This window comes from Telluria mixta (assembly GCF_029223865.1).
In the GTDB taxonomy this organism is placed as follows: Bacteria; Pseudomonadota; Gammaproteobacteria; order Burkholderiales; family Burkholderiaceae_D; genus Telluria; species Telluria mixta.
The window spans coordinates 3,803,664-3,823,420 of sequence record NZ_CP119520.1 but is presented as its reverse complement, the minus strand read 5'-3'; the positions used below and the strand labels follow the sequence as shown (position 1 = coordinate 3,823,420).

At 67.1% G+C, this 19,757-nt stretch carries 15 protein-coding genes and 1 tRNA gene; 4 read left to right on the top strand and 12 right to left on the bottom strand.

What is annotated here, in order from left to right; genetic code table 11:
• Window positions 1-111: 111 nt before the first annotated feature.
• Both P0M04_RS16960 and eutC read left to right on the top strand, forming a co-directional pair.
• Window positions 112-1,503 (top strand): ethanolamine ammonia-lyase subunit EutB, encoded by a 1,392-nt coding sequence (locus P0M04_RS16960; protein WP_259452825.1) that lies wholly within the window; start codon window positions 112-114, stop codon window positions 1,501-1,503.
• Window positions 1,504-1,513: 10 nt separating this feature from the next.
• The gene (gene eutC / locus P0M04_RS16955; RefSeq protein WP_259452787.1) at window positions 1,514-2,326 is read left to right on the top strand and encodes an ethanolamine ammonia-lyase subunit EutC; all 813 of its coding nucleotides are present in this window, start codon (window positions 1,514-1,516) and stop codon (window positions 2,324-2,326) included.
• 64 nt (window positions 2,327-2,390) lie between these two features.
• Here the strand turns inward: eutC and P0M04_RS16950 are convergent.
• From P0M04_RS16950 to P0M04_RS16915, 8 genes are all read right to left on the bottom strand, one after another.
• A tRNA-Pro gene (locus tag P0M04_RS16950) sits at window positions 2,391-2,467 on the bottom strand.
• 59 nt (window positions 2,468-2,526) lie between these two features.
• Window positions 2,527-4,422 (bottom strand): MFS transporter, encoded by a 1,896-nt coding sequence (locus P0M04_RS16945; protein ID WP_259452786.1) that lies wholly within the window; start codon window positions 4,420-4,422, stop codon window positions 2,527-2,529.
• A gap of 152 nt (window positions 4,423-4,574) precedes the next feature.
• Window positions 4,575-5,552 carry an AbrB family transcriptional regulator gene (locus P0M04_RS16940; RefSeq protein WP_307734427.1) on the bottom strand — a complete coding sequence of 326 codons (978 nt, stop codon included), beginning with the start codon at window positions 5,550-5,552 and terminating at the stop codon, window positions 4,575-4,577.
• A gap of 53 nt (window positions 5,553-5,605) precedes the next feature.
• Window positions 5,606-6,673, bottom strand: coding sequence for an ABC transporter ATP-binding protein (locus P0M04_RS16935; protein ID WP_259452785.1), 1,068 nt, complete (start codon window positions 6,671-6,673; stop codon window positions 5,606-5,608).
• Window positions 6,674-6,691: 18 nt separating this feature from the next.
• Window positions 6,692-8,488, bottom strand: a complete 1,797-nt coding sequence (locus P0M04_RS16930; RefSeq protein WP_371877401.1) for an ABC transporter permease — start codon at window positions 8,486-8,488, stop codon at window positions 6,692-6,694.
• A 144-nt stretch (window positions 8,489-8,632) separates the two neighbouring features.
• Window positions 8,633-9,721 (bottom strand): ABC transporter substrate-binding protein, encoded by a 1,089-nt coding sequence (locus P0M04_RS16925; protein ID WP_259452783.1) that lies wholly within the window; start codon window positions 9,719-9,721, stop codon window positions 8,633-8,635.
• A gap of 20 nt (window positions 9,722-9,741) precedes the next feature.
• Window positions 9,742-10,695 carry a tripartite tricarboxylate transporter substrate binding protein gene (locus P0M04_RS16920; RefSeq protein ID WP_259452782.1) on the bottom strand — a complete coding sequence of 318 codons (954 nt, stop codon included), beginning with the start codon at window positions 10,693-10,695 and terminating at the stop codon, window positions 9,742-9,744.
• Window positions 10,696-10,727: 32 nt separating this feature from the next.
• Window positions 10,728-11,783: a porin gene (locus P0M04_RS16915; protein WP_259452781.1), complete on the bottom strand. Its 1,056-nt coding sequence runs from the start codon at window positions 11,781-11,783 to the stop codon at window positions 10,728-10,730.
• Window positions 11,784-11,947: 164 nt separating this feature from the next.
• On the opposite strand from P0M04_RS16915, the gene P0M04_RS16910 reads away from it, so the two are divergent.
• Both P0M04_RS16910 and P0M04_RS16905 read left to right on the top strand, forming a co-directional pair.
• Window positions 11,948-12,646, top strand: a complete 699-nt coding sequence (locus P0M04_RS16910) for a response regulator (protein ID WP_259452780.1) — start codon at window positions 11,948-11,950, stop codon at window positions 12,644-12,646.
• Window positions 12,647-12,648: 2 nt separating this feature from the next.
• Window positions 12,649-14,142 carry a sensor histidine kinase gene (locus tag P0M04_RS16905; RefSeq protein ID WP_259452779.1) on the top strand — a complete coding sequence of 498 codons (1,494 nt, stop codon included), beginning with the start codon at window positions 12,649-12,651 and terminating at the stop codon, window positions 14,140-14,142.
• Here P0M04_RS16905 and P0M04_RS16900 read toward each other — a convergent pair.
• The 4 genes from P0M04_RS16900 to P0M04_RS16885 form a co-directional block, all read right to left on the bottom strand.
• Window positions 14,120-15,463, bottom strand: coding sequence for a sigma-54-dependent transcriptional regulator (locus tag P0M04_RS16900; RefSeq protein ID WP_259452778.1), 1,344 nt, complete (start codon window positions 15,461-15,463; stop codon window positions 14,120-14,122). The two genes, P0M04_RS16905 and P0M04_RS16900, sit on opposite strands and share 23 nt — an antisense overlap.
• 11 nt (window positions 15,464-15,474) lie before the next feature.
• Window positions 15,475-17,337: a sensor histidine kinase gene (locus tag P0M04_RS16895; protein ID WP_259452777.1), complete on the bottom strand. Its 1,863-nt coding sequence runs from the start codon at window positions 17,335-17,337 to the stop codon at window positions 15,475-15,477.
• Window positions 17,338-17,366: 29 nt separating this feature from the next.
• On the bottom strand, window positions 17,367-18,326 hold the full coding sequence (locus P0M04_RS16890; protein ID WP_503827475.1) for a porin: 960 nt from the start codon (window positions 18,324-18,326) through the stop codon (window positions 17,367-17,369).
• A 77-nt stretch (window positions 18,327-18,403) separates the two neighbouring features.
• Window positions 18,404-19,675 (bottom strand): dicarboxylate/amino acid:cation symporter, encoded by a 1,272-nt coding sequence (locus P0M04_RS16885; RefSeq protein ID WP_259452775.1) that lies wholly within the window; start codon window positions 19,673-19,675, stop codon window positions 18,404-18,406.
• Between the last annotated feature and the right edge of the window lie 82 nt (window positions 19,676-19,757).

The following is a 19,757-nucleotide window of genomic DNA, read 5'->3' as shown; positions in this document are numbered from 1 at the left end:
GTGCGGCAAACAGCGGAAGAGATGGTCCGTCAGCCTGGCGGCCATGCATAATGATGGTTCCCGGGAGCGCGCCACACGTGCCGCTCTTTCTGTCACTCGGTGGGGGCAATGATGAGTCAGTATCACCACACCGTCGGCGCGCGAACCTATACGTTCGCCGACCTGCGCGATCTGATGGCCAAAGCAACGCCCGCGCGCTCCGGCGATCATCTTGCCGGCGTGGCTGCCGGCAGCGCCGAGGAGCGTGTGGCCGCGCAGATGGCCCTCGCCACACTGCCGCTCACGACGTTTTTGAACGAACCGGTCGTGCCCTACGAGACGGATGAGGTCACGCGCCTGATCATCGACGAACACGACGCCTCGGCCTTCCTGCGCATCCGTCACCTGACGGTGGGCGATTTCCGCAACTGGCTGCTGGGCGACGAGGCCGACACGGCGACGCTGGCCCAGGTCGCCCCCGGGATCACGCCCGAGATGGCGGCCGCCGTGTCGAAGATCATGCGGATCCAGGACCTCGTCCTCGTCGCACGCAAGTGCCGTCCGGTCACGCGCTTCCGCAACACGATCGGCCTGTCGGGCACGATGTCGACCCGCCTGCAGCCGAACCACCCGACCGATGACGCGTTCGGCATCGCCGCCAGCCTGTTCGACGGCTTGCTGTACGGGAGTGGCGATGCGGTCATCGGCATCAACCCGGCGACGGACAACGTGCCGCAGGTCATCCGCATCGTCGAGATGCTGGACGAGATCATCGCGCGCTACAACATTCCGACCCAGTCCTGCGTGCTGACGCACGTGACCAACACGATCGCCGCGATCGACCGGGGCGCGCCGGTCGACCTGGTATTCCAGTCGATCGCCGGGACGCAGGCCGCCAACGCCAGCTTCGGCATCGACCTCGCGCTGCTGGCGGAAGCCCACGCGGCCGCCCTGTCGCTGCGACGCGGCACGGTAGGCGACAACGTCATGTATTTCGAGACCGGACAAGGCAGTGCGTTGTCCGCCAACGCCAACCACGGCGTCGACCAGCAAACCTGCGAGGCACGCGCCTATGCCGTGGCGCGCAAGTTCAAGCCGCTGCTGGTGAATACCGTGGTCGGCTTCATGGGACCGGAATACCTGTACGATGGAAAGCAGATCATCCGTGCCGGCCTGGAAGATCACTTTTGCGCCAAACTCCTTGGACTGCCGATGGGCTGCGACGTGTGCTACACCAATCATGCGGAAGCGGACCAGGACGACATGGACGTCCTGCTGACGATGCTCGGCACTGCCGGATGCACGTTCGTGATGGGCGTCCCGGGTGCGGACGACATCATGCTGAACTACCAGACCACCTCGTTCCATGATGCGTTGTACGCACGCCGCGTCTTGAACCTCCAGCCCGCGCCGGAATTCCACGCGTGGCTGCGCGACATGGGCATTTTCGCGGGCGATGGGGAGATCAGCCTGGGGCGCACCCTGCCCGCGCCGTTCGAACGCGCGTTGACGCGTATCACCTGAGGAGGACGCCGTGCCGGACACCATCGTCACACCCAACCCCTGGCAGGCACTGCGCCAGTTCACGGCCGCGCGCATCGCGCTCGGCCACACGGGTGTCAGCCAGCCGACGTCGGCCCAGCTGGATTTCCAGCTCGCGCACGCGCGTGCGCGGGATGCCGTGCACCTTGCGCTGGATACGCAGGCACTGCGGACCGATATCGAGGCCGTCTGGCCCGGGATCGGTCCATGCGTGCAGCTGCACAGCGCGGCCGCCAACCGCAACGTCTACCTGCAGCGTCCCGATCTCGGACGGCGGCTGGATGACGATTCGCGTGCCGCCCTGGCCGCCCTGCGCCCGTCCGCGCCGGCGATGCCGCCCTACGACGTCGCCTTCGTGGTCGCGGATGGTCTTTCCTCTCTCGCGGTCGCGCAGAACGCGGCCCCGTTCCTGCAGGTGGTGCGTGCTCGGCTTCTGCAGGAGCAATGGCTGGTTGCCCCGCCTGCCATCGTGCTGCAGGGACGCGTGGCGGTCGGCGACGAAGTCGGCGAACTCTTGGGGGCGAACATGGTAGTCGTCCTGATCGGCGAGCGTCCGGGCCTCAGTTCGCCCGACAGCATGGGCCTGTATGTCACGTGGGCGCCCCGGGTCGGCCTGACCGACGAGCGCCGGAACTGCATCTCGAACGTCAGGCCGGCCGGTCTACGGTACGACGAGGCCGCGGGCAGGTTGCACTACCTGCTGGCGGAAGCGCGCCGGCGCGGGTTGACGGGGGTGGAACTCAAGGATGAGACGAGCGGGTCGGTCGAGCTCGCGGGTGAGGAAAAGCGGAATTTTCTGCTTTGACCGCGACGACCGGCCGGAAACGAAAAAGGCCAGCTCGAAAGCTGGCCTGATTCACTGAATTCATTGGTCGGGGCGAGAGGATTCGAACCTCCGACCACGTGCACCCCATGCACGTACGCTACCAGGCTGCGCTACGCCCCGACTCGGGCCACAATTATAACAGAGGGACGCAAGATGACTAGCTTTTTTGTCACGTGACACTATTTCCAATCGCCACGTAATGCCAGCACTTCTTCGTACAGCCCCTCCGGCGTGACCTGCTGCGGCGGCACCGGCCGCCCGACGGCCAGCGCCAGCCGCGACCGCAGCCCGCGGGCAAAAGACCGCTCGAACACATTCGACGGATCGCGCGAAAACACACTCCCCCACAACCCGCGCAGCGCCATCGGGATCACGGGCACCTGGCTGCGCGCGAGGATCTTGGCGATGCCGCCGCGGAATGCGTTCATCTCGCCCGTGCGCGTCAGCTTTCCCTCCGGGAAGATGCACACGAGTTCCCCTTCGTGCAGCGCCTGGGCGATGTCGACGAACGCCTTTTCCATCAGCCACGGGTTTTCCTGCGCCGGGGCGATCGGGATTGCCTTGCCGGTGCGGAAGATGAAGCCCAGCAGCGGCGTTTTGAAAATGCGGTGGTCCATCACGAAGCGGATCGGGCGCGGGCTCGCGGCCAGGATGACGATGGCGTCCACGTAGCTGACGTGGTTGCAGACGAGGACCGCGGGGCCCTCTTCCGGGATGCGCTCGACGTCCACCGTCGACACGCGGTGGATCGTGTGGATCAGCAGCCAGGCCAGGAAGCGCATCAGGAATTCCGGCACGAGCGAGAAGATGTAGATGGCGACCACGGCGTTCAGCAGCGCGGTCGTCAGGAACATCTCGGGGATGCTGAAGCCGCGGCCGATCAGGAACACCGCGACGCCGGCCGACGCCACCATGAACAGCGCATTCAGGATGTTCATGCCGGCGATGGTGCGCGAGACGTGCGCCGGGTCGCAGCGCGTCTGGATCAGCGCGAACAACGGCACGATGAAGAAGCCGCCGAACACGCCCAGCAGCAGGATGTCGGCCAGGATGCGGAGCGTGCCATGCTGCGCCAGCACGCCGACGAAGTCGACGGGGGCCGTGTTCGTGTAGCCGAGGCTCGCAAAATACAGGTCGATGCCGAACAGCGACAGGCCGATGGTGCCGAACGGCACGAGGCCGATTTCGACCTTGCGGCCGGAGAGCTTTTCGCACAGCAGCGAGCCGGTGCCGATCCCCAGCGAGAAGATGGTCAGCAGCAGCACGAATACGCTGTGGTCGCCGTGCAGGTAGTCCTTCGCGTACAGCGGGAATTGCGACAGCACGAGGGCGCCGTAGAACCAGAACCAGGAATTGCCCAGCATCGACAGGAACACGGTGCGGTTCTTCTTCGAGAACGCCAGGTTGCGCACGGATTCGGCGACGAAGTTCGCGCTGATCTTCAGCGCCGGCGCGGGCGCCGGGGACACCGGAATGCGCCAGCTCGTGGCGAGGCCCAGCACGGCGACGGCCAGCGTTCCGAACGCGACGAGGTGCACGCCGGCGGCGCCGTGGCCGGCCAGGATCGCGCCCATCACTTCGCCCAGCAGGATGCCGACGAACGTGCCCATCTCGATGACGCCGTTGCCGCCCACGAGTTCTTCCGGTTTCAGGTGCTGCGGCAGATAGGCATATTTCACGGGGCCGAACAGCGTCGAGTGCACGCCCATGCCGGCGACGGCGGCGACGAGCAGCCACAGGTTGTGCGTCAGCCAGCCGATGGCCGCGATGCCCATGATGCCGATTTCGAGCAGCTTGACGAAGCGCGCCAGCCGGCCCTTCTCGACCTTGTCCGCGACCTGGCCCGCGGTCGCGGAGAACACGACGTACGGCAGGATGAACAGGCCCGGGATCAGGTTGTTCAGCAGCGCGGGGGGCAGCGTCGTCCACGACAACGCGTCATAGGTCAGCACGACCAGCAGCGCCGTCTTGAACAGGTTGTCGTTGAAGGCGCCCAGGAACTGGGTCCAGAAAAACGGGCCGAAGCGGCGCTGGGTCAGCAGGGCAAACTGGCTGGTGTGGTTCGGGTGGCTCATGGTCGATGATGCGAATGTCGGGGATGCGACAATCTACAACACAACCGGCACGTTGAACACACAATGTTGCTGGGCGTGAATCAATGGTCGCGCAATCCGCTACCCGAAGCGACTGGATATGCAACCACGCTAGCGCCAAGTCGCGCCCGGCGTCACCCGACCCGCATCCACACCCGGTACAACGGCCCGATCCCCAGCACCACGACGACCATGCGCGCGACGTGGAACGCCGTCACGACGGGCACGCCCAGGTGCAGCACGCGCGCGGTCAGCGCCATCTCCGCGATGCCGCCCGGCGACGTGGCCAGCACCATCGTGCCCGGATGCAGGCCCGTCACCTCCGCCACGCAGAACGCGAACAGGCCGGCCAGCAGCAGCGTGACGGCCGTGCACGCGGCCACGCTGGCCAGGAAGCGCGGCGCCGTGTGCACGAACGCCGGCGTAAAACGGGTGCCGAGCGAGACGCCGATGAACAACTGGCCCGTGCGGATCATCCATTCCGGAAGGCGCGAGAGCTGCACGCCGGCCGCCGTCAGCATCAGCGCGACGACCAACGGGCCGATCACCCACGCATTCGGCACGCGCAGGCGTTTCAGCGCCAGCGCGGCACAGCTGGTGACGGCGATGAGCACGCACAGGCCGGCGGCGTCGACCCGGCCGGCGAGCGGCACGAACGCATCATGGCCGTTGCCCCAGCCGTGGGCCGCAAGCCAGCGCACCACGAAGGGAATGGTGCCGACGACCATCATGATGCGCAGGCTGTGCGCGGCCGCCACGCGTTCGACCACGGCACCGTGGCGCTCCGCCTGCACGGCCATCTCGGAGGCGCCGCCGACGGCCATCGCGAAGAACGCCGTCGCGGCGTCGCTGCCGGACAAGCGGCGCAGCAGCGCGCTGCCCGCCATGCCGAGGCAGATCGCGAAGGAGACGGCCAATGCGATCCAGCCGAGGTGTCGGGCCAGCACCGCCAGCACGGGCGCGCTGAAGTACAGGCCCAGCGCGGTACCGATGGCCCACTGCCCCGCTTCGCGTGCCTGCACGGGCGCGGAGAGACGCGCGCCCAGCATGCAGGCGATCGCCGTCGAGAACAGCGGGCCGATCATCCACGGCAGCGGCGTGTCGAGGAAGATACAGAGCTGCGCCGCCGTGAAGGCCAGCGCCAGCGCGGGGAGGAACGTCCTGATCAGAACACCCAGAGCTTCTCGGCCGGCATCTCGAGCCAGTAATTGCCCGGATCGACGCGGTATTTCGAATACGCGCGCACGTTCGAGTTGCCGTGCTTGAACAGGCATTCCCACCGGTCGCCCAGGTACATGCACGTGGACAGCGGGAGCTTGATGCCGTTCTCCACGGGGTCGCGACCGATGCGCACTTCTTCCACCCGGATCAGGGCCGTACCCTCGACGTCGGGCGCGCCGCTGCCGCGCGCCGTCGCGTTCAGCGCCATGCCTTCCACCTGCACGCGGGCCGCGCCGCCGTTGCGCGCCACCACGCGCGCCGGCAGGCGGTTGTTACTGCCCATGAACTCCGCGGTGAACAGCGTGTCCGGCGACTCGTACATCGATTGCGGCGTGCCCTGCTGCTCGATCTTGCCGTTGTTGAGCAGGAGGATGCGGTCGGAGATCGCCATCGCCTCGGCTTGGTCGTGCGTGACCATCAGTGCCGAGAGGCCCAGGCGCACGATCAGCTCGCGCAGGAACGCACGGGCTTCCTCGCGCAGCTTGGCGTCGAGGTTCGACAACGGTTCGTCGAGCAGGATGACGGGCGGGTTATAGACCAGGGCGCGGGCGATCGCCACGCGCTGCTGCTGGCCGCCGGAGAGCTGGTGCGGGAAGCGTTCGCCCAGGTGGCCGAGGCCCAGTTGCGCGAGCACTTCGCGCACCTTCGGCTCGATGTCGCGCGCGGCCATCTTGCGCAGCTTGAGGCCGTAGGCGACGTTGTCGAACACGGTCTTGTGCGGCCACAGCGCGTACGACTGGAACACGAGGCCCAGGTTGCGTGCCTCCGCCGGCAGTTCGAGCTTCTTGCTGCCGTCGAACACGCGGCGCTCGCCGATGTCGATCGTGCCCGATTTCGGGCTTTCCAGGCCGGCCACGGCGCGCAGCAGCGTGGTCTTGCCGCTGCCCGAAGGGCCCAGCAGCGCCACCACTTCGCCGCGCTGCAAATGCATCGACACGCCCTTCAGGATCGGGTTGGCGGTGGCGCCATGGCCGTAGTCCAGGTGCAGGTCGTTGACGGTCAAAACGTTCATGATATGTCTCGTATTGAATTAGTTATGAAGCTTGACGCCGAAGCGCAGCGCGATCCCGAGGCCGATGGCCACGAGCGTGATGTTGATGAACGAAAGCGCGGCCACGAGGTCCGTCGAGCCGCCCGCCCACAGCGACACGAGCATCGCGCCGATCACCTCGGTGCCGGGCGACAGCAGGTACACGCCCGTCGAGTATTCGCGCTCAAAAATCAGGAACACCATCAGCCAGGCGCCCAGCATGCCGAACTTGATGAGCGGGAGCGTCACGTCGCGGGTGACCCTGCCGCGGCTCGCGCCGACGGCGCGTGCCGCCTCTTCCAGTTCCGGGCCCACCTGCAGCAGCGACGTCGACACGAGGCGCATGCCGTACGCGAGCCACACGACGGAGTACGCGAGCCACAGCGCGAAGATCGTCGAGCGCAGCTGGCGCAGCGCCGGGATGAAGTGCTCCGACAGCCAGGCGGCCACGCTGTTGTCCATGCCGTGCAGGATGCCGTCCAGCCAGCTCGGCACGAACAGGAACACCCACAGGAACGACAGGCCGGCCAGCAGGCCCGGCACGGCGCGCGGCACGAGGACGCTGTAGTCCAGCAGGCGCGTGACGCCGTCGTTCTTGCGGTGCATGGCCAGCGCGATCGCGGTATAGCACGCCACCGCCAGCGCGCCGCCGATCACGCCGATCAGGATCGTGTTGACGATGCCGCGCACGAGCGACGGCTGCTCGAAGATGTCGCGGAAGTGCTGCAAGGTGAGCACGTCGGCCAGTTTCACGCCCTCGCCCCAGTACTGGACGAACGAGCGCAGCACGATGCCGGTCAGGGGCAGCACGATGGTGACGAGAAGCCAGACGCCCAGCACGGCGAATGCCATCCACTTCCATTTGCCCAGCGCGAGCGGCTTCTGGCGCGCGCCCTTGCCCTTGATCGAGACGTATTTGTTGGCCGATTTAAGGAGCCAGCGCTGCAGCATCACGAGCGGCAGCGTCACGGCAACGAGGCAGACGGCGACGGCGGCCATCAGGTGGTACGACGGCGTGCCCAGTTTATTGGTCAGCTTGTACAGGTAAGTCGCCAGCACGAGGTGGCCTTCCGGGTCGCCCAGCACGAGCACGAGGCCGAACACTTCGAAGCCGAGGAAGAACACGAGCACGCCCGCATACGCGAGGGCCGGCATGATCATCGGCAGCGATACGTTGAACATCACCTGCCACGGCGACGCGCCCGAGACGCGCGCCGCTTCTTCCACGTCGGAGCCGAGGCTCTTCAGTGCGGACGAGGCGTACAGGTACACGTGCGGCACGTGGGTGAGGCCGGCGATGACGACGATGCTCGTGAACGAGTACACGTTCCACGGCACGAAGCCCAGCAGGTCGTGCGCCCACGTCGAATAGAAACCGACGGGGCCCATGGAGACGACGTAGCCGAAGCCCATCACCATCGGCGACACGAAGATCGGCACGAGCAGCAGCGGTGCGATGAAGCCGCGGCCCGGCAGGTCGGTGCGGACCATCAGGAAGGCGAGCATGCCGCCCAGCGGCACGGCGATCGCGGCGAGGCCGGCGGCGAGCACGAGGCCGTTCTTGAAGGCGAGCCAGAAGTCGGCATCGTCGAAGATGAAGCGGTATGCGTCCAGCCCGATCATCTTGTCGGGCATGAAGAACGGCGCCGTCAGGAAGCTCTGGTAGAAGATGAGGTAAAGCGGCAGGAAGATGGCCACGCAGGTGAGCAGCACGACGATACCGCGCGTCCAGTTGAAGCGCGGCGCGCGCACGGCCGGCAGGCTGCCGGCGTCGGCGCCCTTGGATTCCAGTGGCATGGTTGAAGTAGGCATGGGAGTGTCCGATCGATTAAGAACCAGCAGCCTTCCGTCGTTCCCGCGGAAGCGGGAACCCATACTGAGCGTCCTGGTTGGCTCAGCATGGATCCCCGCGTGCGCGGGGATGACGGCTTAACGGCTGGCTTACTTTTTACCTGCGGTAGCCTTCCACTCCTTCAGGAACGCGAGGCGCAGCGCCGGATCCAGGTATTCCCCGACGGCCGGGCTGACTGGCAGCGGCTTGATGTTCTTCTCGCCCACCATCTTGATCAGGTCGGTCGACGTCGTTTCGCCCGTGACGTCGGCGCGGATCGCATACAGCTTGGACGCGTTGGCGATGATGGTCTGGCCGCGCTGCGACAGCATATAGTCGATCCACAGCTTCGACGCGTTCGGGTGCTTGGCCATCTTGTTGATGAACTGGACGCGCGAGATGATCAGGGTGTAGTCCTTCGGCAGCACGACGCCCAGCGACGGATCGTTCTTGGCGCGCACGAGCGCATACGAACCCATCACGTTGTAGCCGATCAGGTTTTCACCCGACGAGATGCGCTCCAGCATGGTGCCGGTCGAGGACTGTACGCGCACCTTGGCCGCGCCGAACGCCTGCTCCAGCTGTTTATATTGCGGGAAGGTGCGCGCGTCCGCCGTCATGAACATGAAGCCGACGCCGGATTTCTCGATGTCGTACGTGGTGACCTTGTCCTGGAATTTCGGTTGCTGGATGATGCGCACGAAGTCGGCGTGCGTCTGCGGGACTTCCTCGGGCTTCAGCAGGCGCTTGTTGTAGACGAAGGCGGCCGGCTCGAACGTCGTGCCGTAGGCCATGTCCTTCCAGACGGCCCAGCCGGGGATCTTCGCCGCCTCGACCGATTTGTACGGCAGCGCGTAACCGCCCGCGGCCAGCTTCATCTGCAGGTCCATCGCCGAGGACCACAGCACGTCGGCCGTGTCGCCGCCGGCCGCGTTCTCGGAGAAGAAGCGGTTGTAGACTTCGGTCGAGTTCATGTCGTTGTACTCGACCGTGATGCCCGGGTACATCGACTTGAAATCGGTGATCAGCGGTTCCGCGGCCTTGCTGTCGGTGGCGCCGTAGATCACCAGCTTGCCTTCCTTCTTCGCGCCGTCGATCAGTTGCTGGTAGCCGGCCGGGTAGCCTGCCGGGGTCTGGGCCAGCACCGGTGCGGTGACGGCGAAGATAGCTGCTGCAATCAGGGTCTTCTTGAAATTCATGGTTGTCTCCTAGGGTGTTGTCAGTGTTCGCGGACCAGGTTGAATTCCCTGGCCTGTCGGTTGTAATCAAGGACGGCCTGCTTGACCCAGCGCGTGAGCGCGTCGCCCGTGAGCGAGAACGGGTACAGCCCGGCCTGGGCGCGCAACTGCGCGAAATCGGGGGTCGCCTGCATGCGGGCGAAGGCGTCGACCCAGCGGCGGTAGTCGGCATCCGGCACGCCGGGTCCCATCCACACGCCGCGGATCACGGGCCACACGATGTCGTAGCCCTGCTCGCGCGCCGTCGGCACGGACGCCAGCACGCCGGGCAGGCGCTTCTCGGCCAGCACGGCCAGCACGCGCACCTTGCCGGGACCGGCGTACAGCGCCGCTTCCGATGCGTCGCCCGAGATCACCTGCACGTAGTTGGCGCTCATCGCCGTGAACGTCTCGCCGCCGCCTTCCAGCGCGACGAAGCGCAGGCGGCGCGGTTCGATGCCGGCGCGGCGCGCCAGCAGCGCGACCTTCATCCAGTCTTGGCTGCCGATGGTGCCGGACACGCCGATCAGGACCTGCTGCGGATTCTTGCGGATCGCATCCATCAGTTCGTCCAGGCTGTGCCACGGCGCGTCGGAACGCACGGCGATCATGCCGTAGTCGACGCCGAGCGCCGCCACCCAGCGCACATCGTCCGCCGTCGCCTTGCCGAATTTTCCTTCGGCGAGATTCAGCAGCGAACCGCCCGAGAACGCGACGAGCGTGTCCGGCTCGGCGCGCCGCTGCGAGACGAGCGTATGCCACGCGACGGCGCCGATCCCGCCCGGCAGGTAGGCCAGTTTCAGCTTCGTGTCCGGCAAGGCCTTCTGGGCCAGCTTGCAGGTCAGGTCCATGGCGCCGCCCGGTTTGGACGGCACCACGCATTCGGCGCTGGCGCTGGCCGCCGCCGCTGCCGCGAGCAGGCTCGCGGCGGTCAGGATTTTGATGGCGCGCTTCATGATATTGCGGCCGCAGATTGGTCAGACCCGGGTCAGAACCGGTACTGGATGCCGGTGGTGATGCCGGTCTGCGTCGATCCGAAGCCCGGATCGTCGCGCGACAGGCCCACCAGCTGGCCGTGGTCGGCCTTGGCGTGCGCCACCGACGCGTACAGCCAGACGCGCTTGGACAGCGAGTACATGGCGCGCGCCACGAGCATCGTCGGATCCGCATCCTTGTCGGCCGGCAGATTCTTCGTGTTGACGTGGTAGACGGCGCCGGTCACCGTCCACGGGTAGGCCGCCCAGGTGGCGCCGGCCCAGTAGGTGTCGCCGCGCACGTCCGGCGTGGCTGCCTTGCCCGATTCCAGCTTGTAGCCGCGCATGCCCGCCTGGTAGGTCATCGAACCGGCCTTGTACTCGGCGCCCAGGTGGAAGGCGCTCGTCTTGTCGCGGTTGCCGGTGGCGGCGAGCGTGTTGCCGTTGATTTGCTCGTACGCCGCCATCAGGCCGACGGGGCCGCCGAACCAGGAACCGCCGACGGCGTACTTGCGGCCATCGGCCGCGCTGCCGGCCTGTTCGCCCATGCCGACGGTGGCGCCGTAGGTGAAGCCGCCCGTGGTGCCGGTGTACTTGATCAGGTTGTCGAACGCGGTCGTCATGCCGTATTTCGACGGGCCGGTGGCGTTACCGCTCGTCGCCCACGAATAGTTGGGTGCGAAGCCCATCGGGTCGAACTTGATGACCAGGTCGTAGGTCGTCGTGAACGAGCGGCCGATGATCACGCGGCCGAAGCCGCCTTCGAGGCCGACGTTGGCCTGGCGCTTGAACAGGTTGCCGTCCTGGGCACCGGTGTCCAGCATCACGCCGCCTTCCAGGTTGAAGACGGCTTTCAGGCCGCCGCCCAGGTCTTCGCTGCCGCGGAAGCCCCAGCGCGACGTGTTCTTGCCGCCCGAGACGACGCGCACCTGGCTGCCGTCGTTGGCGTTGGCGTGGTTCACGTATTCGACGCCGGCATCCATGATGCCGTAGACCTGGACATTGGTCTGGGCGGATGCGTTCAGGGAAAGCGCTGCCAGGACGGCGAGCGCGAGGGCCGATTTCTTCATATTGTCTCCGTTGTTGTAATCCGTGCGGTCGGGTGCCGCTTCGTGAGACCAAGGATAGGGCCGCTTACCTTTCAATCAGCTTTCACTGAACCTTTCAATGTTGCGTGTTGTGGAAATCACGTAGCCGGGGAGACACGGCGCGTTCAGTGGCTTACACTGGCGCGATGCGAATCCTGTTAGTCGAAGACCACGTCGAGCTGTCCCACTGGGTATCCAAAGCCCTGCGCGACGCCAATCTCACCGTCGAATGCGCGGCCACCGGAGCCGACGCCGACGCGTTGCTGCACACCCAGGACTACGCCCTCGTGATCCTGGACCTGACCCTGCCCCGCATGGACGGGCTGGAAGTGCTGCGCCGCCTGCGGGCGCGCGGCGGGACGCGCGGGCGCACGCCCGTCATGATCCTGACGGCGCGCGGCGGCCTGGAAGAGCGGGTGCAGGGCCTGAACCTGGGCGCGGACGATTACCTCGCCAAGCCGTTCGAGCTGGCGGAGCTGGAAGCGCGCGTGAAGGCCTTGCTGCGGCGCAGCGTGGGCAACGAGGCGCCCGTGCACACGTGCGGGCAGCTCAGCTTCGACACCGTCGCGCGCATGTTCACTTACTGCGGCGAGCCGCTGGCGCTGACGCCGCGCGAGCACGCCGTGCTGGAAGCGCTGATCTCGCGCCCGGGCCGCGCCGTCTCGAAGGAAAAGCTGTTCGACGAAGTGTTCGCGCTGGACGACGACGCCAACCTCGACGCCATCGAGCTGTACATCCACCGCGTGCGCAAGAAACTGGACAAGCGCCCTGACGGCGGCGCCGCCATCGCCACCCTGCGCGGCATCGGCTACCTGCTGCAGGAACGGCCGCCGGCAGCGTCCTGAGCATGCGGTTCCTGGCGGCGACGATCCTCGGGAGGCTACGCCTCGCGCCTGACGGCGCGTCGGCAAAGAAACTCGGCAGCCTGCGCAACCAGCTGCTGCGCTGGCTGATCGTGCCGCTCGTGATCCTCGTGGCGGCGAATGCCGTGTCGCTGTACCGCGACGCGCTGGACGCCGCCGACATCGCCTACGACCGCTCCCTCCTCGCCTCCACGCGTGCGCTCGCGGAGCGGGTGTCCGTCCGCGACGGCAAGGTCGTGGCGGACGTGCCCTACGTGGCGCTGGACAGCTTCGAGACCGACACGCTGGGGCGCATCTACTACCGCGTGGGCGGGCTGCACGGCGAGACGGTGTCCGGCTACGACGACCTGCCGCCCGTTCCGAAGGACACGCCCCGCTCGGAACTGTATCCGGCCCTCGTGCGCTTCTATCACGCCGACTACAACGGCGAGCCGGTGCGTATCGCCGCCCTGCTGCAGCCCGTGTACGACGATTCCATGCGCGGCATCGCGCTGATCCAGGTGGGCGAGACGCTGGACGCGCGCCGGGCGCTGTCGCGGAGCATCCTGGTCAATACCCTGCTGCGCCAGGCGCTGCTCGTGCTGGCGGTGGCCACACTCGTGTGGTTCGCCGTGCGCCTCGTGCTGCAGCCGCTGATGCAACTGAAACAGGTCGTGGAGACGCGCGCGATTTCCGACCTGTCCGACGTCGACGAAGCCCTCGTGCACCGCGAAGTGCGGCCGCTCGTCGCCGCCATGAACGGAACGATGGCGCGCATGCAGAACCTGATCGCGAGCCAGCGCCGCTTCATCGCCGACGCGTCGCACCAGCTGCGCACGCCGCTGACGGTGCTCAAAACACAGGCCGAACTGGCGCTGCGCGAAAACGATCCGGCCGCGATGCAGGCCATCGTGCGCTCGATCGCGGCGACGACGGATTCGACTGTGCACCTGGCAAACCGCCTGCTGACGCTCGCGCGCATCGAGCATGGCGGCGCGAACGCGGCGCTCTCTCCCGTCGTGCTGTCCGAGGTTGCCCGCCAGGTGGGGCTGGAACTGGCGCTGCCGGCCGTCCAGAAAGGCATCGACCTGGCGCTGGAAGCGGAAGACGACGGCGCGACGACGATCGACGGCCAGGCGCTGCTGCTGCACGAACTGGTGAGCAACCTGGTCGACAACGCGATCCGCTACACGCCGCCGGGCGGCACGGTGCTGCTGCGGGTGCGCCGGTTGATCGGCGTCGTCGTGCTCGACGTGCAGGACAGCGGGCCGGGGCTCGATCCGGCCGAATACGACAAGGTGTTCATGCCCTTCTACCGCGCGCAATCGACGCTGGAGAGCAATCCGGGCGGTACGGGGCTGGGCCTGGCCATCGTGCGCGACATCGCGACGGTGCACGGAGCGACGCTGGAGCTGGCCAAAGCCGAAAGCGGGCGCGGATTGAAAGTCAGCGTCACGTTCCCGGCACCGGGCATGGTCATCGATAATCGTCCGGCGTGATGCCGTACTTCTGCATCTTGTAGTACAGCGTCTGCTTCGGCATCCCGAGCGCCGCGGCGACGTCCACGACGCTGCCGCCCGCCCGGCGCAATTCCTGTTCGATGACGGCGCGCTCGAACGCGCCCACCTGGTCCGCGAGCGGCACCGGCGCCGCCGTGCGCGTCGCCAGCAGGCCGTCCGCGCCGCTCGACAGGCCCAGCGCGAAACGCTCGGCGATGTTGCGCAGCTCGCGCACGTTGCCGGGCCAGTCGTGCGCCATCAGCGATTGCATCAGCGGTCCCGGCACCGTGGGCACGCTGCGCTTGTAGCGCGCGGCGGCACCCAGCAGGAAGTGCTCGAACAGCAGCGGAATGTCCTCTCTCCGCTCGCGCAGCGGCGGCAGGTTCAGCACGATCAGGTTCAGGCGGTAGTACAGGTCGCTGCGGAATTTCTGCTGGTCGGACCATTCCTTCAGGTCGACCTTGGAGGCGGCGATCACGCGTACGTCCACCGGCACCGGATGGTTGGAACCGAGCCGCTCGACGTAGCGCTCCTGCAGCACGCGCAGCAGCTTGACCTGCAGCGACAGCGGCAGGCTTTCGATCTCGTCGAGGAACAGCGAGCCCTTGTCGGCATGCTCGATCTTGCCGACCTGGCGCTTGGTCGCGCCCGTGAACGCGCCCGGCTCGTGGCCGAACACTTCGCTCTCGAAGATGTTTTCCGGGATCGCCCCGCAATTCAGGGCGACGAAGTGGTGCGTACGACGGCGGCTGAACTGGTGCAGGCAGCGCGCCACCATCTCCTTGCCGGTACCGGTCTCGCCGTAGATCAGCACGTCGGCCGATTCGTCGGCCAGGTCGAGGATCAGGCGGCGCAGGTCGCGCATGGGGGCCGAATCGCCCAGCAGCATCGCCTCGATGCCCTCGCCGTTCGCGATGCGGTGACGCAGCGTCTCCACTTCCAGGATCAGGCGCCGCGTTTCCAGCGCGCGCTGCACCGCCTCGACCAGCTGCTCCGATGAATACGGCTTGGGAATGAAATCGTAGGCGCCGCCGCGCATCGCGCCGACGGCCATCGAGATGTCGCCATGGCCCGTCACGAGGATCACGGGTACCTGCGCATCGATGGCCTTGACGGCGGCCATCAGCGCGATGCCGTCCATGCCCGGCAGGCGCACGTCGCTGACGACGACGCCGGCAAACCCGGATTTTATCTGCGCCAGCGCCGGCTCGGCGGCGTCGAACGCCTCGACCTGGAAGCCGGCGAGATCGAGCGCCTGCGCGCTGCCCGCGCGGACGATGGCGTCGTCTTCGACGAGCAGGACTTTCATGGATTCGTACATTGTGTTGTCTCCTACTCCGCCCGGGGCAGATCGATGATGAAGCGGGCGCCGCCCTCGGGTGGCGACTCGGCCCGCAGCTGGCCGCCTGACTCGCGCACGATCTGCTCGGAGATCGCCAGCCCGAGGCCCAGCCCCTTGCCCTGCGGCTTGGTGGTAAAGAAGGGTTCGAACAGATGCGCGCGGACCTCGTCGGGGAGACCGGGGCCGCTGTCGGTCACGGTGATGAGGACGCGCGCGCCGTCGCACCCGCCCTCGACGACGAGCTGGCGCGGGCTGCTCTCCGCCATCTCCATCGCGTCGAGCGCGTTGCTGAACAGGTTCACGAGGACTTGCTGCAGCCGGTTGCTGTCGCACAGCGCATACAGGTCGCGCGGATGCGTCGCCATGCGGAATCCTACACGCTCCTGCGCGATGCGGCGCTCGACGAGGAACAGGGCGGCGGTGACGGCGTCCGCCACCGGCACGGCGCTCGGCCGCGTGTCGGACTTGCGCGCGAACTGGCGCAGCTGCCCGGTCAACTGCCCCATGCGTTCGACCAGTTGCGAGATGGTGGCCAGGTTGTTGCGCGCATCGTCGAGCCGGCCGCGCTCGATCAGCACGCGGGCGTTGTCCGCCATCGTGCGCAGGGCCGTCAGCGGCTGGTTCAGTTCATGCGTGATGCCGGCCGAGAGCTGACCCAGCACGGCCATCTTGCCCGCCTGGACCAGTTCGCTCTGCGCCTTGCGCAACTGCTCTTCGGCCTGGCGGCGCACGGCGTTCTCGTCGCGCAGGTCGCGCGTCATCTGCTGCAGGCTGGCGGTGCGCTCGGCCACCAGGTTTTCCAGCTGATCGTAGGCGCGCTGCAAATCCTCGCGCGCCCGCTGCCGTTGGCGGCCGAGCCGGTGGCGCTGGCGCGCATACAGCACCAGCATGACCGCCAGCGCTTCCGACAAGACCGTCAGCAGGGCCGCCGCGCGGGCGCTCGCGCGGGCGGGCGCGAGGTCGGACAGGTACACCATCTGCCAGTTGCGCGTCACCAGTGCCCGCGCCTGGCTCAGCATGGGCCCCGCAGCCGGCGGCGGCCCGGTGACGATGCGCGCCCGGCTGTCGAGCGTACGCAGGTCGCGCAGGCCGAGCGGCGTGAGCGCATGCGAAAAATACTGGCGCGACTGTTCCAGTTCCTGGCGCGCGGCCGGTGTCAGCGGCGCCAGGGTGCGGTATTTCCATTCCGGCACCGAGCTGAGAAACACGACGCCGTGGGCATCGGTGAGCAGCGCCCTGCCCCCGGCTTCGGCCCAACTCGCCTCCAGGCTCTCAATATTGACCTTCACGGTCGCCACGCCCAGCATGCGGCCGTCGTGATAGATGCCGCGGGCGAAGTAATAGCCAGGCTCGCCCCGGGTCGTGCCGACGCCGTAGAAACCGCCCGGCATGCCGCGCAGCGCGTCACGCACGTAGGGCCGGAATGCGACGTAGTCGCCGACGAAACTGTCGGGCGCGCGCCAGTTGCTGGCGGCCTGCGTCACGCCGCCCAGGTTGACGATGTAGATGCTCGTCGATCCGGCCAGGCGGTTGACACGCTCCAGGTAGGTGTTCACTTCCCGGCGCAGGGCCTCGTCGCCGGGCTGGCGCAGCAGCGCGATGACGTCCTTGTTCAATTCGAACGTGCCGGGCAGGAAATCGTACTTGGACAGCAGGTGCTCCAGGCCGGCCGCATACGTGTCGAGCCGCTGCGCGCCGGACAGCCGCAACCGGTCGATCGCCGCATCCTCGGCATACCGGTACGCCACGGCCGCCAGCGCCGCGCACACCAGCACCAGCAAGACCGACAGCCCCAGCCGGCGTGGCCAGTGGCCGGCCGGGCGCGGGTTGACGGTGGGTGCGGCTGCGGGCATGGCGGTCCTGGAATGTTTACGTTGTGCGATTAAAACACATGACGCACGCCCAGGTTAATGCCCGTGGTGCCGGTGCCGGCGTTCGTGGCGTCGCCGACCGTGTACGCGGCGCCGTCGCGGTTGACGATATGGCCATACGCCGCGTACAGGTCGGTGCGGCGCGACAGGCTGTACTCGTAGCCGATCGCGGCCTGGCGCGCGTGCGCCCCGCGTCCGGAATCGTCGCGGTGGACGATCACGGAGGCCAGTACCCTGCCCGCCGCGCCGGCCTGCACGGCCGCGCCCAGCAGCGCGTCGCGGCTGGCGTGGCCCGGCACGTTGCGGTTGCGCGCGAAGGCCGCGTGCGCCGTCACGATGCCGAAGCGGTAGCGGCCCACCACCATCGTGTTGCGGTCGTGCGCGGTGCCCGTCGCGTCGTTTTGCCGGTGATGCGTCAGCGCGAGCGTCAACGGACCCGCCTCGTACGTGGCCGAGGCGTCGAGGGTGCGGTTCTTCGCGGCGTCGCCGGCAGCCTCGCCCGCGCCGACCAACACGTCGGCGGACAGGCCGTTCCACTTCGGCGACTGGTACTCGACCGAGTTGTCGACCCGGCCGAGTCCGGGGAGGATGTTCTGTGCATTGCCCGCGAGGCCAGTGCAGAACGGGTCGACGATGTCGCGCATGACCTTGTAGTACGGCGCGTACTGGCGGCCCAGGCTGATCGTGCCGGCCGCGCCGGACAGGCCGACATAGGCCTGGCGGCCGAACAGCAGACCGCCCTGCGCCGCCTTGCCGGTGTCGATGTTGTAGCCGTTTTCCACCACGAAGACGGCGCTCAGGCCGCCGCCGAGATCTTCCTTGCCCTTGAAGCCCAGCCGCGAGCCGGACGCCACGCCGCTGCCGATGTTCTGCGACGAACCCGCGGCGCCGCCGCGGTCCAGCACGATGCCGGCATCAGCGACGCCGTAGACCTTCACGAACGATTGCGCCTGCGCGCACGAGGAAAACATGGCGAGCGCGCACGCGCCGGCGCCAGCGATATGACGATATTTCAATCGAAGTCTCCGTGTGTTGATTTTGTATGTGGTCAGCCGACTTGCGCGACGACGGGTGCGACCTGTTGCGGCTTGTCTTCCAGCGCGCCTTCCCAGTTGGCGACGACGGCCGTGGCGACGGCGTTGCCGACGGCATTGGTGGCCGAACGGCCCATGTCGAGGAACTGGTCGATGCCCATCAGCAGCAGCAGGCCCGCTTCGGGGATGTGGAACTGGTTCAAGGTGGCGGCGATGACGACCAGCGACGCGCGCGGCACGCCGGCCATGCCCTTGGAGGTCAGCATCAGCAACAGCAGCATGGTGATCTGCGTACCGAGCGACAGGTCGATGCCGTATGCCTGCGTGATGAACAGCACGGCGAAGGTGCAGTACATCATCGAGCCGTCCAGGTTGAACGAATACCCCATCGGCAGCACGAAGCTGGAAATCTTGCGCTGCACGCCGAACTGGTCCAGCGCCAGCAGCAGCTTGGGATACGCGGCTTCCGAGCTGGCGGTGGAAAACGCGAGCAGGAACGGTTCGCGGATCAGCACCAGCAGGTGCAGCACGCGCTTGCCGATGAACAGCGAGCCGCCCAGGATCAGCAGCACCCACAGGGTCAGGAGACCGAGGTAGAAGCCGCCCATGAACTTCGCGAACGTGAGGAGGATGCCCAGGCCGTTGGTGGTGATGATCGACGCCATCGCCGCGAACACGGCCAGCGGCGCGAGGTTCATGATCACGCCGGTGATGCGCAGCATGACCTGCGCCAGCTGGTCGATCACGGCGGTCAGACCGGCGGCTGACTGGCCCAGCGCGCCCAGCGCGCCGCCGAAGAACAGCGCGAACACCAGCACCTGCAGGATCTCGTTGTTGGCCATTGCCTCGATCGGCGATTTCGGCACGAGGTGGGCGACAAAATCCTTCAAGGTGAACGCGGTCGTCTTCAGGCCGGTGGCCGCGTCGACCGGCGGCAGCGGCAGGTTCAGGTGCGCCCCCAGCTGCATCACGTTCGACAGCACCATGCCCAGGCTCAGCGAGATCAGCGACGCGATCACGAACCAGGCCATCGCCTTCATGCCGATGCGGCCGGCGGCACGGCCGTCGCCCATGTGCGCAATGCCGACGGCCAGCGTCGAGAAGACCAGCAGCGAGATGATCATCTTGATCAGCCGGAGGAACACGTCGGTGACGATGGAAATGTGGGCGGCGATGTCGGCGCTGAGCTGTTTGTCGGCGACGGTTTCATGCAAGCCATAGCCGACCGCGGCGCCCAGCACCATCGCGATCAGGATGTACAGGGTCAGGGGACGCTTCTTTTTCACTTTGATCTCCAAGAATCGCGGCGTTTCTTGGCGCCGCGTGTTGTCGTGACCCGGCGGGAACCGGGTGCGACCACAACAGCAA